12 protein-coding genes are annotated in these 13,888 nt (G+C 42.9%); 9 read left to right on the top strand and 3 right to left on the bottom strand.

All coding sequences use genetic code 11. The features are described from left to right. Window positions 1-5: 5 nt before the first annotated feature. The 5 genes from MHO82_RS05095 (at window position 6) to MHO82_RS05075 (ending at window position 4,988) form a co-directional block, all read left to right on the top strand. Window positions 6-1,613 (top strand): carboxyl transferase domain-containing protein, encoded by a 1,608-nt coding sequence (locus MHO82_RS05095; RefSeq protein ID WP_239182780.1) that lies wholly within the window; start codon window positions 6-8, stop codon window positions 1,611-1,613. Window positions 1,614-1,783: 170 nt separating this feature from the next. Continuing rightward, window positions 1,784-2,569: an enoyl-CoA hydratase-related protein gene (locus tag MHO82_RS05090; RefSeq protein WP_239182779.1), complete on the top strand. Its 786-nt coding sequence runs from the start codon at window positions 1,784-1,786 to the stop codon at window positions 2,567-2,569. Window positions 2,570-2,587: 18 nt separating this feature from the next. Beyond that, window positions 2,588-3,496 carry a hydroxymethylglutaryl-CoA lyase gene (locus MHO82_RS05085; RefSeq protein WP_239182778.1) on the top strand — a complete coding sequence of 303 codons (909 nt, stop codon included), beginning with the start codon at window positions 2,588-2,590 and terminating at the stop codon, window positions 3,494-3,496. 129 nt (window positions 3,497-3,625) lie between these two features. Next, window positions 3,626-4,549 (top strand): hypothetical protein, encoded by a 924-nt coding sequence (locus MHO82_RS05080; protein ID WP_239182777.1) that lies wholly within the window; start codon window positions 3,626-3,628, stop codon window positions 4,547-4,549. A gap of 205 nt (window positions 4,550-4,754) precedes the next feature. Beyond that, entirely contained in the window at window positions 4,755-4,988 is a 234-nt protein-coding gene (locus MHO82_RS05075) for a glutaredoxin family protein (RefSeq protein ID WP_239182776.1), read from the top strand. Between the two features lie 59 nt (window positions 4,989-5,047). Here the strand turns inward: MHO82_RS05075 and MHO82_RS05070 are convergent, their stop codons facing one another. From MHO82_RS05070 to MHO82_RS05060, 3 genes are all read right to left on the bottom strand, one after another. Further along, window positions 5,048-5,515 (bottom strand): Lrp/AsnC family transcriptional regulator, encoded by a 468-nt coding sequence (locus tag MHO82_RS05070; RefSeq protein ID WP_239182775.1) that lies wholly within the window; start codon window positions 5,513-5,515, stop codon window positions 5,048-5,050. Between the two features lie 77 nt (window positions 5,516-5,592). Then, entirely contained in the window at window positions 5,593-6,054 is a 462-nt protein-coding gene (locus tag MHO82_RS05065) for a hypothetical protein (protein ID WP_239182774.1), read from the bottom strand. Window positions 6,055-6,064: 10 nt separating this feature from the next. After that, window positions 6,065-8,158, bottom strand: a complete 2,094-nt coding sequence (locus tag MHO82_RS05060; RefSeq protein ID WP_239182773.1) for an LruC domain-containing protein — start codon at window positions 8,156-8,158, stop codon at window positions 6,065-6,067. A gap of 304 nt (window positions 8,159-8,462) precedes the next feature. Between MHO82_RS05060 and MHO82_RS05055 the strand changes: the two genes are divergently transcribed. The 4 genes from MHO82_RS05055 to MHO82_RS05040 all read left to right on the top strand — a co-directional run bounded on the left by MHO82_RS05055 (window position 8,463) and on the right by MHO82_RS05040 (window position 13,863). Next, on the top strand, window positions 8,463-9,638 hold the full coding sequence (locus tag MHO82_RS05055; protein WP_239182772.1) for a monodechloroaminopyrrolnitrin synthase PrnB family protein: 1,176 nt from the start codon (window positions 8,463-8,465) through the stop codon (window positions 9,636-9,638). A gap of 17 nt (window positions 9,639-9,655) precedes the next feature. Then, entirely contained in the window at window positions 9,656-10,771 is a 1,116-nt protein-coding gene (locus tag MHO82_RS05050; protein ID WP_239182771.1) for an aminotransferase class V-fold PLP-dependent enzyme, read from the top strand. A 78-nt stretch (window positions 10,772-10,849) separates the two neighbouring features. Continuing rightward, a complete protein-coding gene (locus tag MHO82_RS05045; RefSeq protein WP_239182770.1) occupies window positions 10,850-11,026 on the top strand; it encodes a hypothetical protein in 177 nt (58 codons plus the stop codon). 11 nt (window positions 11,027-11,037) lie between these two features. Then, window positions 11,038-13,863 carry an ATP-binding protein gene (locus MHO82_RS05040; protein ID WP_239182769.1) on the top strand — a complete coding sequence of 942 codons (2,826 nt, stop codon included), beginning with the start codon at window positions 11,038-11,040 and terminating at the stop codon, window positions 13,861-13,863. Window positions 13,864-13,888 lie beyond the last annotated feature (25 nt).

The following is a 13,888-nucleotide window of genomic DNA, read 5'->3' as shown; positions in this document are numbered from 1 at the left end:
AACTTATGGCCATCATAACCAGTAAAATCGACACCAACAGTGAGCTGTTTTCTACCAACGCATTGACCATGCAAAGTAATTTGGATTTGCTTACCACCCTGTCAAAACGCATTGAAAAAGGCGGTGGAGAAAAAGCACAACAACGACAAAAAGAAAAAGGAAAACTACCTGTAAGAGAGCGCATTTCGCAATTACTCGATGATGGTTCACCTTTTCTTGAAGTTGGAAAATACGCCGCTTTAAAAGTGTATGAAGAAGACGTACCCTGCGCTGGTGTTGTTGCTGGTATCGGACATATTTATGGCCAAGAATGCATGATCATTGCCAATGATCCAACAGTAAAAGGCGGCACGTATTACCCGATCACCGTAAAAAAACACCTGCGAGCGCAAGAGATCGCAGAGAAATGCCACATTCCTTGTGTTTATCTCGTCGATTCTGGTGGCGCTAACCTGCCAAGACAAGATGAAGTTTTTCCTGATCGAGAGCACTTCGGACGCATTTTCTATAACCAAGCCCGAATGTCGGCCAAGGGCATTCCTCAAATTGCAGTAGTTTTAGGGTTATGCACCGCTGGTGGAGCCTATGTTCCCGCCATGTCTGACGTCGCCATTATGGTGAAACAACAAGGCACAATCTTTTTAGCGGGGCCTCCTTTAGTCAAAGCCGCCACCGGAGAAGTCGTCAGTTCTGAAGATCTCGGTGGGGCTGACGTACATTGTCGCCACTCTGGAGTCGCGGATTATTTAGCCGACAATGAGCCACATGCCCTCTTACTGGCGCGACAAGCCATTCAAAACTGCGGGCTTCCCCCTAAAGATCCCGCAACAGAAAATCATGTGTTGCCACCAAGGTACGATGCCAAGGAGATGTACGGCATCATCAATCACGATTTACGGATCCCCTTTGATGTTCGTGAAATTATTGCTCGATTAGTTGACGACTCAGATTTTGATGAATTTAAAGCCTTGTATGGCAAAAGTCTTATTTGTGGCTTTGCTAAACTAAATGGTCACCTAATCGGCATTGTGGCCAACAATGGCATTTTATTTTCAGAATCCGCATTAAAAGGCGCGCACTTCATTACTTTGTGTACCAAACGAAAAATACCACTCTTATTCTTGCAAAACGTCACTGGTTTCATGGTCGGCAAACGCTATGAAGCAGAAGGCATCGCAAAACATGGCGCTAAAATGGTCATGGCCGTGGCTTGTGCTGATGTGCCTAAATTAACCGTGGTGATTGGGGGATCTTATGGAGCAGGCAACTACGCCATGTGCGGGCGATCTTACGATCCAACCATGATGTGGATGTGGCCAAACGCTAAAATTGCCGTCATGGGAGGAAACCAAGCAGCAGGTGTTATGGCTCAAGTCACTCAAGCGATTAAAGAAAGGCAAGGCGAACAATGGAGTGAAGCAGACAAAGACGCATTTATGCAGCCCATCATCGATATGTATGACCAACAAGCCAGCCCCTTATACGCCAGCGCCCGCCTATGGGATGATGGCATTATCGATCCGGCACACACACGTGATGTCCTTATCCAAGCGTTAACCGCAGCCTTAAACCAAAAGATCTCTAACAGTGACTTTGGAATTTTTCGTATGTAGCCCAAAAATGTAAACATCCACCTGTGAATTTTGATAACTGCATCTACGCTTTTAGGTAAAACCTTGAGAATTACGGTCACTTGCATTTTGAAAAACGTACCGAGTAACCAGAGCTGGGAACTTAAATTATCCCAAGTTCCGGTGAAGTAATAACAAAGGAGTAGATTTTTATGTTAGAGCTTGATATCTCCCCAGAGGGCGTTGCGACCTTAACATTAAACCGCCCTGAGGTTCATAATGCTTTTAACTCTGAACTCGTTAATGCGCTGATCATGCAGCTCGATGCCCTAACAGAAAACCCCAAAATACGTGCTTTACTCTTAACCTCCAATGGAAAGCATTTCTCATCTGGTGCCGACTTAAACTGGATGCAAGAAATGGCAACCCATACCCCTTTTCAAAATCATAAAGAAGCACAAACTCTTGCCGAGTTACTGCACAAGCTTGACGTATTTCCACACCCTACCATTGCTGCCATCAATGGCGCGGCCTTCGGGGGAGCTATTGGCCTTATTTGCTGCTGCGATATTGCCGTTGCCAACCCGGAATCGAAATTCTGTTTAAGCGAAGTAAAACTAGGATTGATCCCCGCAACTATCGGGCCTTACGTCATACGAGCTATGGGCGTGCGCCAAAGCCGCCGCTATTTTTTAACGGCCGAGATAATTAAAAGCCAACATGCAGTGCAACTCAGCTTGATTCATGAGATCAATGAAGACCCAATTCAAGCCGCTAAAGATCTCATACACAATTTACTCTTTAATGGCCCCAACGCCCTCGCCCAAGCTAAAAAAGTCATCGCATTGTGTGAGCAACACCCGCTGGATAAAGAACTCCGCCGCACCACCAGCCAAATGATCGCTGAAATCCGAGTCTCTAAAGAAGGACAAGAAGGCGTTCAAGCATTTTTTGATAATCGCAGCCCAAGTTGGCACGACGAACATCAAGACAGTTAATTATGGGAGCAAGAAGATATGGTAGCAGAACACTTACCGGAGCAAGTTACTTTAGTGGAAGTCGGGCCACGGGATGGCCTTCAAAATGAAAAAAAAGTCAGTACCGCTACCAAAATCCAGTTAATTAATGACTTATCGGAAACGGGACTCACTCATATAGAGTCTGGCTCGTTTGTCTCTCCAAAATGGATTCCCCAAATGGCAGATTCTGCCAAAGTACTGCAACGCATTTCTCGAAAGCCCGGCGTTACCTACTCGGCACTTGTACCGAACTTAAATGGCTTAGAAGCAGCCATCAGCGCAGGCGTAACACAAATTGCCATTTTTACCTCTGCCTCCGAATCATTTTGTCGAAAAAACATTAATTGTTCCATAAAAGAGAGCTTACAACGATTTGAGCCCATAATGGAATTAGCTCAGCAGTACAATATAAAAGTACGGGGCTACCTTTCTTGCATCACCGACTGCCCCTATGAAGGAAAAACGAGCGTCGCTCAAGTTTCTCACGTTGCTCAAAGCCTACACCAATTAGGCTGTTACGAAATATCCCTTGGTGACACATTAGGCATGGCCTCCCCGCTTCGCATTGAACAAGTATTAGAAGCGGTACAAATTCATGTTCCTGCTGAGCACTTAGCCATTCACTGCCATGACACTTACGGCCAAGCCCTTGTGAATATTTATCAGGCTCTACAATGCGGCGTAAGTGTAGTGGATTGTTCTGTGGGCGGTTTAGGTGGCTGCCCTTATGCTCCTGGCGCAAATGGTAATGTTGCCACTGAAGATGTACTCTATTTATGCCGTGGTCTAGGCATCAAGACAGGGGTAGACTTAGAAAAAATTGCCACTATTGGTAAAGATATCAGCCAAAAGTTAAATCGCATCCCCAGTTCAAAAGTGAATTTAAGTTTAATGCTGTCAGCATAAAATATATTGATAAGCTGATAATATTAATGACTTTTCTGTACTTTTATACGTTTAATCTCACTTTCGGCTGTTTACAAGGTCTGAATGTAAGCTAATCTGAAAATTAGATAGCGAACAAGGATGTTGCGTATGAAAGTAGAAGTCCAAAAAGAAATCATCGAAGTGCAGCAATGCAAAATAAATGGGCATGAGCTAACAAAAGCGCATCTAGAAAATCTAGCGTTTATTGATAGTTCTTGGCTCTATGAGCATGTTGTTGAGCAAAAAAAATATCAGATCATCGGCCGCTTCCCCATTGAAGTGCTGTTTGATATTTGCCTTAAAAAACAACAAACCACCCACACTAATATTTTTCCACCAGAATTGGACAGTAAACATCACACAGATTACGCGTCCATGTCGAACACGTTTACCGCACTGCTGTTATATAAAAAAGCCACCAACATGTTATGTATTACCTTTTGTAATACCACACTAGAACAAATGCCTGATGTGCTCAGAATTGAAGAAAAGCTATCAGAAGCTAAGCAGCACCTTAAGCAAATTGAAAGCCTACCCGAAATCACAGAGGTTGCTGCAGAATCTATGCTAAAACTTCTTAGTATTATGAACGACCATAGCTACTTCTCTCATGATTACAAACGCTTATTGAACTACTGCCACCAGCGATTACAGCTAGACGATAATAGCTTAAAGTCTCTGTATCATTACTTTGCTTACGCAGAAGCCATAGAGAAAAAAGGTTTTATTAAAGAACAACAAATAGAAGAAACCAAAAGTAAGCCCGATGAATTATTACTCTACTGGGAGTACTTACCTTTAAAAGAGCAAGAGCTATTAGATAAAGACCCATGTTTTGATGAAAGCCGCATTAACGATTTAAAACAGATCGTAAGCCAACAAGACGCAAAACTCGGTTACGAACTGATCCGCTCCATCTCAAAACACATTGAGAAAGAATTAGATGGTGCCAGCCAACAACTCAAAAGTATTCACCAACACTACCGCCAAGTGATTGATCAAACACAACAGGCCCCTTGGTTATTCATCTAACCTAATGTAGATATAATGATTTTCACCATCGCCTTACCCCAGTTTAAATCGGCTCTTTGGCTTGAAACCAATAAATTCTCATTGAAACGAGCATCTTGAAGCTATTTACGTATATACTACGCCGCTCATTTTGAAGTAAAAATGAGCGGCGTAATCTGTTTTGGCCTACGCTGGCATTGGCAAATAAGTAAAGAGTAAATATCCCATGAAAAGAATTGTTTTATACGTAGCTGACAAGTGCCCACACTGTAAAGACGCACAGCGTTACCTTGATTCAAAAGGGATTAAATACCGCTTAACCAATGCCAAAATGCAACGTGGACGTAAAGAACTGCAAGCCATGGGCGCTCGCTCTATTCCAGTGTTAAAAATTGGCGATCAGGTAATGGTTGGCTGGAATCAGAAAAACTTCGATAAAATGTATAACTCAAAAAACTAAGTAAAATACAGTAAGCGTAAGCAATTTGAATCGCTAACATTGTTTGCGCTTAAGCCCATTTAGCCTTCTAGCGGCAACTCTTCTTTAGAAAACGTCTGTTTTAGCACCACTGTTGACTCAATATTGGCAATAAACGATAAACGCCCAAACGATTTTTTCACAAAGCTTTCGTAAGCTTCCAAATCATAAGCCACTATCTTGATTAAATAGTCATAACTGCCTGTGACTACCGAGCATTCCAGTACACAATCCAGCTCACTCATGGCGTGTTCAAATAGTTCGGCATTGGTATCGGAGCTTTCGGTTAAACGTACAAACGCATAAATCAACACATTCAGGCCGACCGCTTTTCGATTTACTCTTGCACTGTACCCTTCAATCACCCCCGCTTGCTCTAGTTTTTTTACTCGGCGCAAACATGGCGTATCTGATAAGTTCACAACCTCTGCTAATTCAGACATGGAGATCCGGCCAGAGCGCTGCAACATGGATAAAATAATGCGATCTTTATTATCTAACTTAACCATTGAGTGATTTCCGATATCAATTTCATTCAGTGTATCGAAAATCACTCTGTATCAGTAACACACACTTCACCTTTTTATTAAAAATCGACTCGTACCAAAGAAGACGCTATGTTGTCTGACACATCCAAAATTTGTGTCACGTTTGTCAACTCTGGCTCCGATTGCCACAGCTGAACCGCCAAAGACTGTTGATGATTACTCAGTTCCATACTGTACTCATAATAAGTACCACTCACCTTTTGCTTAACGACACAGCTACTTTGATCGACAATGACTTGCGCATTTTTTTCCACAAAAGACGTACAAATATTCAGCAACATCGGCGTTAATGCCGCATTAGTCAGATCCACAGCTACCATTACGGTTTTATGAGTAGAAAAATCAAATTCCTCCGTGGTAGATAGGTCTGCCGTTTTTGTCGCTGGCGTTGGACCAGTAGAAGGCGTACTAACACTGCTATTTCCTGAGTCGTCACCACTATCCCCGCCGCCGCAAGCAACCAGTAACATAAGAAAAAACACACTAAAACAATATTTCATTGTTCTTCTCCTAATTAGAATAAATCAGTGCAGAATTCGCTTTTTCAGACAAATACCAATCTCCATTTTCACCACCAGCAGTGGTCACAAAGTTAATAAAATCTGGGTAAGCTTCTGAAATATCTTTAAACTCGTACGGATGAACCCATGAATCAGAAACCGAAATCGCCCAAGGAAGTCCTGTGTCTGTTAGAAAGTAAACACCACTCGCGACTGAACTTCTGTCATCTCCCAAGCCAAAATAATCAGTATTGAATAGATTGGTTGGGGCTTTATTTTTCAAGTGGATTTCTAACGCATTACTTGGCGCTACACTAAAGTCATCACCATGGTAGTGAGTGGAAACACCGAAGAGATACGGATCAAACGGCATTACTGGCATAGAGCTATACGGCACAGTACCTGTTACGTTGATTTGCGCTTCAAAACTGTATTGAATGCTTTGTGCACAACCCGCACTGCTTTCTGTTCGATAGAAGGAACAACCACTTAGTTTGGTGATTGCCTCTTCCACATCTGGGCTTATCACCACAGATAAATAAGTGGACGCTGATTCAAACATGTCATGGCTGGCAATAGCACCATTTACCGTTAAGGTTGAAAGAGAGTTGGATACATCTCCCGTCGCAATACCAGGGAAATGGATAGCGAACCCGTTATGATAAGAAGCCCCAGAAGCAATAATGGTCCCGGAGATAATGATCTTTTCAACATTATTGGCGTCATTGACATAAACCGTACTGTCGTAAGTCGACACCAAATCATTCATGTCGTAATCCCCTTTACGAGGCCATGAATCTTCAAAAGCAACGGTGGTATTGGCATTGTAATGAGCAGTCAATGACAATGACGTGATGTACACCGAGTAATCTTCCACCTCACCATCCGACACACCACCCGTAGGGCCAATGCCTGCCGTTGAGCTGTAACGAAAACGCGCCCAAGTCATGCCTTCCACTAAATCAGATGGCGCATCCAACAACACATTATTGATACCACCCGTTAATGCCATGTCTGTAATGATTTGCTCGCCAGAATCAAACTGGCCATTTTGGTTCCAATCCAGCCAAGCATTCAAATAACCACTGCCGTTTGATTCGATCTGTAATAAGTATTTTTGACCACTTTCAATAACAGACACAAAACCAATACCATCATCGTCAGCCAGTTGATCCCCTTCATCAGAGCTCGGTGATACTAATGCATGATGCTCTGCATCCACCAACGAGCCTAAATACAAGCCTGATACTCCATGTCGCGGGCCATTACTATCAAGGGAAGTTCCATATGTATCTGGCGCATCACCGTAATCTACGGTTGGGTCACTATCTTCATCAACGACCGCAGCCATAGCACAGCGAGCACCATCATTATTACCCGAACTTGGCCCGTACGTGAAATGCTCCGCTGTTGTTGCACCTTCACCTATCGCAATACGAAAAATTACACCGTCGCTGTTTCGGCTAATGTATAGGTTCTGATTCACATCAAAATAAACCGCACCAAAAGTGCCGCTGACTCCAACATTGCCCAATGAGGTTGCTCCCCCTGTACTGACATTAATGCGGTGTAGATTACCCCCACCATCAACACTGTAAACTTCATTGGTTACTGGGTTAAACGCCAAATCGTAGATATTCAGATTTAATGAACCACCATCAATAACTCTGGTTGCTTGAAGATAATTAGCATCTAAAGGATCAAGAGGAATTTTATACAAACCATAACTTCCTCCCTTTCTATATACGTAGTACGCATTTTCTGATAGCGAAATATCACCAACATAAAAATTAGTATTCGGAAGTCCTGTGGCTGATAACGCTTCGGCCTGATAATCATCGCCAATTCTCACTACATTTTTAGCTTCATAACCAAAGCCATAAAGATAGTTATCATGAAAGTTAAAGCCCATGCCGTTGATCTTTCCTGATGTATTCATACTGTCTGACAGTAAGGTGTGATCACCAGAAACCAGATTAACACCATATAATTTAGCGGTGGTGTCTTGAATCAAGAAGGCTTTTGATGGGCAAGTAGAGAATGCCGCACCAAAGGCCATACTTGATTGCAGAGCAAGAAATAGGATCAATGCTTCTCTTCTCATCTTGATCTCCTTTGCGTATCCCCAAAATTATTTATTTCCAGTAACGCAAGATGAATACCAAGCCATATCTCCTTAAATTTACTCATTTTTAGACAAAATCTAACTTTAACGCCCTTATCTGCGTTGCAAAATGCAAAACGCAACCTTCCCAGATCAATACCAACGAGTGATTTTCGATAATTTATCTTAGATTTTTATCGAATAACGCTAATCACTGTACAAACTCTCTATCCCTTTAACGAATTACACTTTGATATTGAGTATAAAATTAACATATTAGCAACATTAACTAATGGACTAGGCCGTGACAAAAAATACTGAAATCTTTGATCACTGGATCAGAACCGCCTTTGTGGAAATTAATTCTGAGCTGGAGCGCCTTTATTGGGCTCAAAACGATAAAGCCAATGTGGAAAACATCGGTGAACAGGAAAAACAACAACTTGAAGAGGAAGGCCGAGCATATATTACAAAACTATTAGCCGAAGGGAATACCGATGAAGGATTTGATGAAGACTTTAACTTGTTAGGCAATGTGGGGCTATACATGGCGGCTTGTCGTCGACATGAAATCACAGAGCCTTCACGTGAAACCACCTCACCATTAAAAGAAGCCTCTGCACTGGCTATGCACATTGGGGCTTCTATTGGAGTAACACCGCGGTTTTCTACCGCACACCTCACCACACACAACTCGGCCAGTAACGGCTTGTACAAGCGGTTTAGCGATCTCACCGATGAAAAGCTGTTTGTTGATTACAACACCAAAGGTATTTTGGCCTACAAACGTGCGGCGGATGCTTTATTAAAAATTCAACCTCTTGGTATTTCTCACCCTATTAGCCGCGAGTTACTCAAAGTAACAAAACAAGCACTGCAAGACGTATTTGATTCGAATTCACAACTATTTGAAAAGCTGGATCCGGATCGTTTTTTCTATTGTGTTCGCCCTTATTACAAACCTTATCGAGTCGGCACCCAAGTGTATCGGGGGGCTAATGCGGGGGATTTTGCAGGCATTAATGTCATTGATTTGCTGCTTGGTTTGTGTGTGGCAAACGAGCCTTCTTATTCGCAAATATTGGTGGATAAATTCTTGTTTATGATGCCAGAAGATCAACAAATTCTACGAGACTGTATGCGCCGACAAAGCATGATGGATGATTTTCTAAGCCAAACCAAACACAGCAACCACAATTGGTATCAAGAAAACCTAGCACTCTTTTTAGAGGTATGTGAACTCCACGGTAAAACAGCCATTCAGCACCATAATCAACTGGTTACAAAATACATCGCCATTCCATCTAGTAACATGAATCAGCAACACATGGATAAACTCACGGCCAGCGGCCCACCATTGCCCGTATTACTCAATTCACTGGAAAAACTTCGCGACCGCCGTGCTGCTGCTGATCGCAGTGATATTTATACACGATACAAAGACATTCAAAAGCTTAAATCCACATTAGATAGACACTAAAATCACGTAGGTTTCTTATGTACAGCGATGACTTTCTACTTCCTGATGGCACCTATCTACTCAGCCACTCTGTGGGGCGACCTTTAAAAACTAGCCAACAATTTTTTACAGATCATTTCTTTGAACCATGGCAAACTTCTCATGGTGATCCGTGGCAACAATGGCTAACACAAATTGATTCATTTCGAACGGCTCTGGGATTGTTGTTTCACTCTTCCATGAGCAATTTTTGCCCACAAGTGAACTTGTCTAGCACCCTCAGTAAAGTCGTTATGTCGCTAGCTTCTCTTCAAGTGTCGCGCCCCCGTATAGTCATGAGTGAGCAAGACTTTCCCAGTATGGGGTTTGTGCTACAAAAAGCCCTGCCTCACCAAGCCTGCATTACCTATATACCTAAACATCTCAATATTACCGACCCCAACGTTTGGGCTGAATATGTAAATAATAATACCGATTTAGTGTTTATCAGCCATGCCTACTCCAATACAGGGCAGCGCGCCCCCATTGAACACATAGTGACATTAGCCCACGAACATAACGCTGTATCCGTTGTTGACGTTGCTCAATCGGCTGGCGTTATTCCATTGCACTTAAATGCATTAAAGCCAGATTTTCTTATCGGCTCTAGCGTGAAATGGTTATGTGGTGGTCCAGGCGCGGCGTACTTATGGGTCAATCCAGATATTTTGTCATTATGTACACCTAAAGATGTAGGCTGGTTTTCCCATGAAAACCCATTCGAGTTTGATATTCACCATTTTCAATATCAAGACAACGCCCTGAGGTTTTGGGGCGGAACGCCATCCATTGCTCCTTATGTCATTGCCTCGAACAGCATTATGTATTTATCTCGGATAGGAGCAGACAAAATACGGAAACATAACCAAACCTTAATTAATATGATTACCAATGAGTTTAGTCATGAAGTGGCATCTCCTACCTTGGAAGCAAAACGTAGTGGCACCGTGGTATTAAATTTTAAACAGCGGCAACCTCACATCACCGCCGCTTTAGCACAACAAAGAATCAGTATTGATGAACGTAGCCACGGCATTCGAATCTCACCGCATATTTATAACAATGCATCTGACATTAAGAGCCTAATCAACGTCATTAAGCACCACTATAAATAAGGAGGCGACCATAGAGCTCCCTAACTCCTTCCAAGCTGGACTATGCTATCTATTAGTAACGCAGAAGGAGTTCTCACTGTGTGGATTAAGAACAATAATCAACCCGCTCTTCGACTCTTAATTTTAGTGCTCGCCACGTTACTGGTTACTTGGCCAGTGGCTGCTAGCATCCCTCTCCCTATTGGTACTCTACTGATCAGCGTACTTGTGATCTGGTGTTGTTTAATCGTGCTCTTACGCTTCCTTGCTGAATAAAGAGGTTCGCTATGATCAGTGCCACGACCCTCATTATCGTGATCCTTGCCTATATTGGTGTTTTGTATTTTTTAGCCACGTGGGCCGAATCGGGTAATGAACGGGCTCAAAGGATCTCATCCAGCGTCATTGTGTATATCTTCTCGATTGCCATCTATTGCACCAGCTGGACATTTTTTGGCAGCGTTGGACTCGCCTCGCGATCCGGTATTTTGATGTTTACCATCTACCTTGGCCCAACACTACTCATGCTTGTCATTTGGCCCTTAATGCAACGTATTTTACTGATCAAACAGGTGTATCACGTCAACAGCATTGCCGATTTTCTTTCTGCACGATTTAACCGCAGCCTTTATCTCGCTGGCCTTGTCTCTATTGTTGCCATGATAGGCATTGTCCCCTACCTCGCACTGCAACTAAAAGCCATTAATAGCTCCATCAACCTTATCCTTTCCACCAGCGGAGACAACCACCTATCAGTGACGTGGCTGGTATGGATTGGCGTTGCTCTATTTACCATTATCTTTGGGATTCGCCACCTCGACCCTACTGAGCGTCACCCGGGTATGATGCTTGCCCTAGCCGTAGAGGGCGCAGTTAAGCTGATCGCCATGCTGGTGGCTGGCATTTTTGTGTGCTTTTTTATGTTTGATGGCCCCTTTGATATTTTTGACCAACTACAACAACAACTGCCAGAAGCTGCTGACAAAATGGCGAGCCGACCAAATTTAATGACATGGATAAGCTTTCTTCTTTTGGCTGGTTCCGCCTTTATCATGCTACCGCGCCAATTTCATGTCATGGTAGTGGAAAATTCTGAGCCAACCTACATTAAAAAAGTACAATGGGCCTTGCCTATTTATTTGCTGCTCATGACCATGTTTGTCACCCCCATCGCCGCCGCAGGCCTACTTGCTATTGGGCCACAACATGCTGATCGCTATATGTTGGCATTACCATTATTAGCAGAACAAAGTGAACTTGCTCTATTGGTATTCATCGGTGGCTTCTCTGCGTCTATGGCCATGTTAATGGTATCTGGCATGACGCTGTCCACCATGTTCAGTAATCACCTTGCATTACCTCTTATGCAGTGGCTCGCCCCCAAAAGTCGTTTAAGCAAATACCTTCTACAAGTCCGTTGGTTGGCCGTCTTTTTAGTGCTGGGGGCAGGACAGGCGTTTTATTTATTCTTAGGTGAGTCTTACATGCTAGCCAATATGGGGATGATTTCCTTTTGCGCTGTTTTGCAATTTTTGCCTTTAGTGCTGATGGGGGTCTATTGGCGGCATGTGAACACTGCTGGTGCGATTGCAGGAATAAGCGCAGGCTTTTTAGTCTGGGCGTATTGCTTATTTATTCCTGCCATTATGAAAAGCGGCTGGATTGATGCAAATATGCTCCAGTACGGACCATGGGGGATCAGCTGGCTTCACCCTGAGCGTTTATTTGGTACAGAAATGGATAGAGTTAGCCACGGAGCTTTTTGGTCGTTAATTGCTAATGTCTCTACCGCTATTATTGCCAGCCTATTTTGTAAAACATCAAAAGAAGAGGATCGCTATAATGCTGAATTTATTGATGTTATGACTAAAAGGCAGGGAGAGGAGGATTTAAAACAACTGGATTTGCCGCAAGATATCAACCTGCAACAAAAAGTAAATATATTGACCCAGTTATTCAATCAATACCTTCCTGAAAATGAAACCAAACAAAAGCTCGATACCTGCTTAACAGAGTCCAAAGTCCACAATAAAACCACCATCAATGTTCAAGAGTTAGCCGATATAGAAAAAACAGCAGAGCGAATGCTAAGCGGGATAACAGGTGCCGCTATGGCACATATATTAATAAAAAAATCAGAATTATTTACTGAATTTGAAAATAACGCTTTAGAAAATTGCTACCGCCAGATGTTGAGCCAACTAAAAGTAAGCCCAACTCAACTCCGCAAGCAGCTTAATTACGCACAAGAAAAAGAACAATTGGCCATGCGTTATAGTGAGCAATTGCAAACCTTAGTTGATGACCGCACCCAAGAGCTACAAGATGCCATGAATCAATTACAAGAAGCACAGTCTCAATTGGTTGAAAATGAAAAACAGGCTTCACTGGGTAAATTAGTCGCTGGGATTGCCCATGAAATTAATACGCCGATTGGAGTCTGTGTCACCGCAGCATCCAACCTCCATGAAGAAGCCAGTGTACTTAAACAGCTTTATGATGAAGGTAAGTTAAGCGAATCTCAACTGCTGGAGTTTATGGAGCTGTGCGATGAATCTTCCGAAATCATCCTGAAAAATAATGAGCGCGCTTCAAAGCTGATCCAAAGCTTCAAACAAGTGGCCGTTGATCAATCCAGTGATGAATTACGCCAATTCCAATTTAAAGAATACATTGATGAAATTTTGCTTTCTCTGCGCCCCAAGTTAAAACGTGTTCCCCATGTCATTAATGTTGAATGTGAACCACACATTGTCTGCACCTCCTACCCTGGCGCTATCTCCCAGATCCTCACTAATTTAATTATGAATAGTTTATTACATGCATTTGAGCCAGAGCAAACAGGCCAAATTGATATCAAGGTCACTCAGGAAGACGATATGACACGCCTTCATTTTCGAGATAATGGGGTTGGGCTTGATTATGAAGGTGAAAAGAACCTCTTTGACCCATTTTATACCACCAAGCGCAATGAAGGTGGCAGCGGCCTAGGGGCCCACCTTGTCTACAATTTAGTAAATAGAAAACTTGGAGGAGAGGTGCAAATTACCACAGCCCCAGGAGCAGGATTAAACTATTTCATCAACTTTCCCTCTCAGCATCCAGACTCATGATACACCGCCTTTAACATACAACTGC

This window comes from Vibrio sp. Of7-15, assembly GCF_022347565.1.
Classification (GTDB): Bacteria; Pseudomonadota; Gammaproteobacteria; order Enterobacterales; family Vibrionaceae; genus NORP241.
Note: the sequence above shows the minus strand (reverse complement) of the source record. Positions and strands in the feature narration are given on the sequence as shown.

Excerpts from the sequence above, each read along its gene's own strand:
- MHO82_RS05090 (WP_239182779.1), top strand. The coding sequence starts at position 1,784 with ATGTTAGAGCTTGATATCTCCCCAGAGGGCGTTGCGACCTTAACATTA.
- MHO82_RS05095 (WP_239182780.1), top strand. The coding sequence starts at position 6 with ATGGCCATCATAACCAGTAAAATCGACACCAACAGTGAGCTGTTTTCT.
- MHO82_RS05060 (WP_239182773.1), bottom strand. The coding sequence starts at position 8,158 with ATGAGAAGAGAAGCATTGATCCTATTTCTTGCTCTGCAATCAAGTATG.
- MHO82_RS05085 (WP_239182778.1), top strand. The coding sequence starts at position 2,588 with ATGGTAGCAGAACACTTACCGGAGCAAGTTACTTTAGTGGAAGTCGGG.
- MHO82_RS05080 (WP_239182777.1), top strand. The coding sequence starts at position 3,626 with ATGAAAGTAGAAGTCCAAAAAGAAATCATCGAAGTGCAGCAATGCAAA.
- MHO82_RS05065 (WP_239182774.1), bottom strand. The coding sequence starts at position 6,054 with ATGAAATATTGTTTTAGTGTGTTTTTTCTTATGTTACTGGTTGCTTGC.
- MHO82_RS05040 (WP_239182769.1), top strand. The coding sequence starts at position 11,038 with ATGATCAGTGCCACGACCCTCATTATCGTGATCCTTGCCTATATTGGT.
- MHO82_RS05050 (WP_239182771.1), top strand. The coding sequence starts at position 9,656 with ATGTACAGCGATGACTTTCTACTTCCTGATGGCACCTATCTACTCAGC.
- MHO82_RS05070 (WP_239182775.1), bottom strand. The coding sequence starts at position 5,515 with ATGGTTAAGTTAGATAATAAAGATCGCATTATTTTATCCATGTTGCAG.
- MHO82_RS05075 (WP_239182776.1), top strand. The coding sequence starts at position 4,755 with ATGAAAAGAATTGTTTTATACGTAGCTGACAAGTGCCCACACTGTAAA.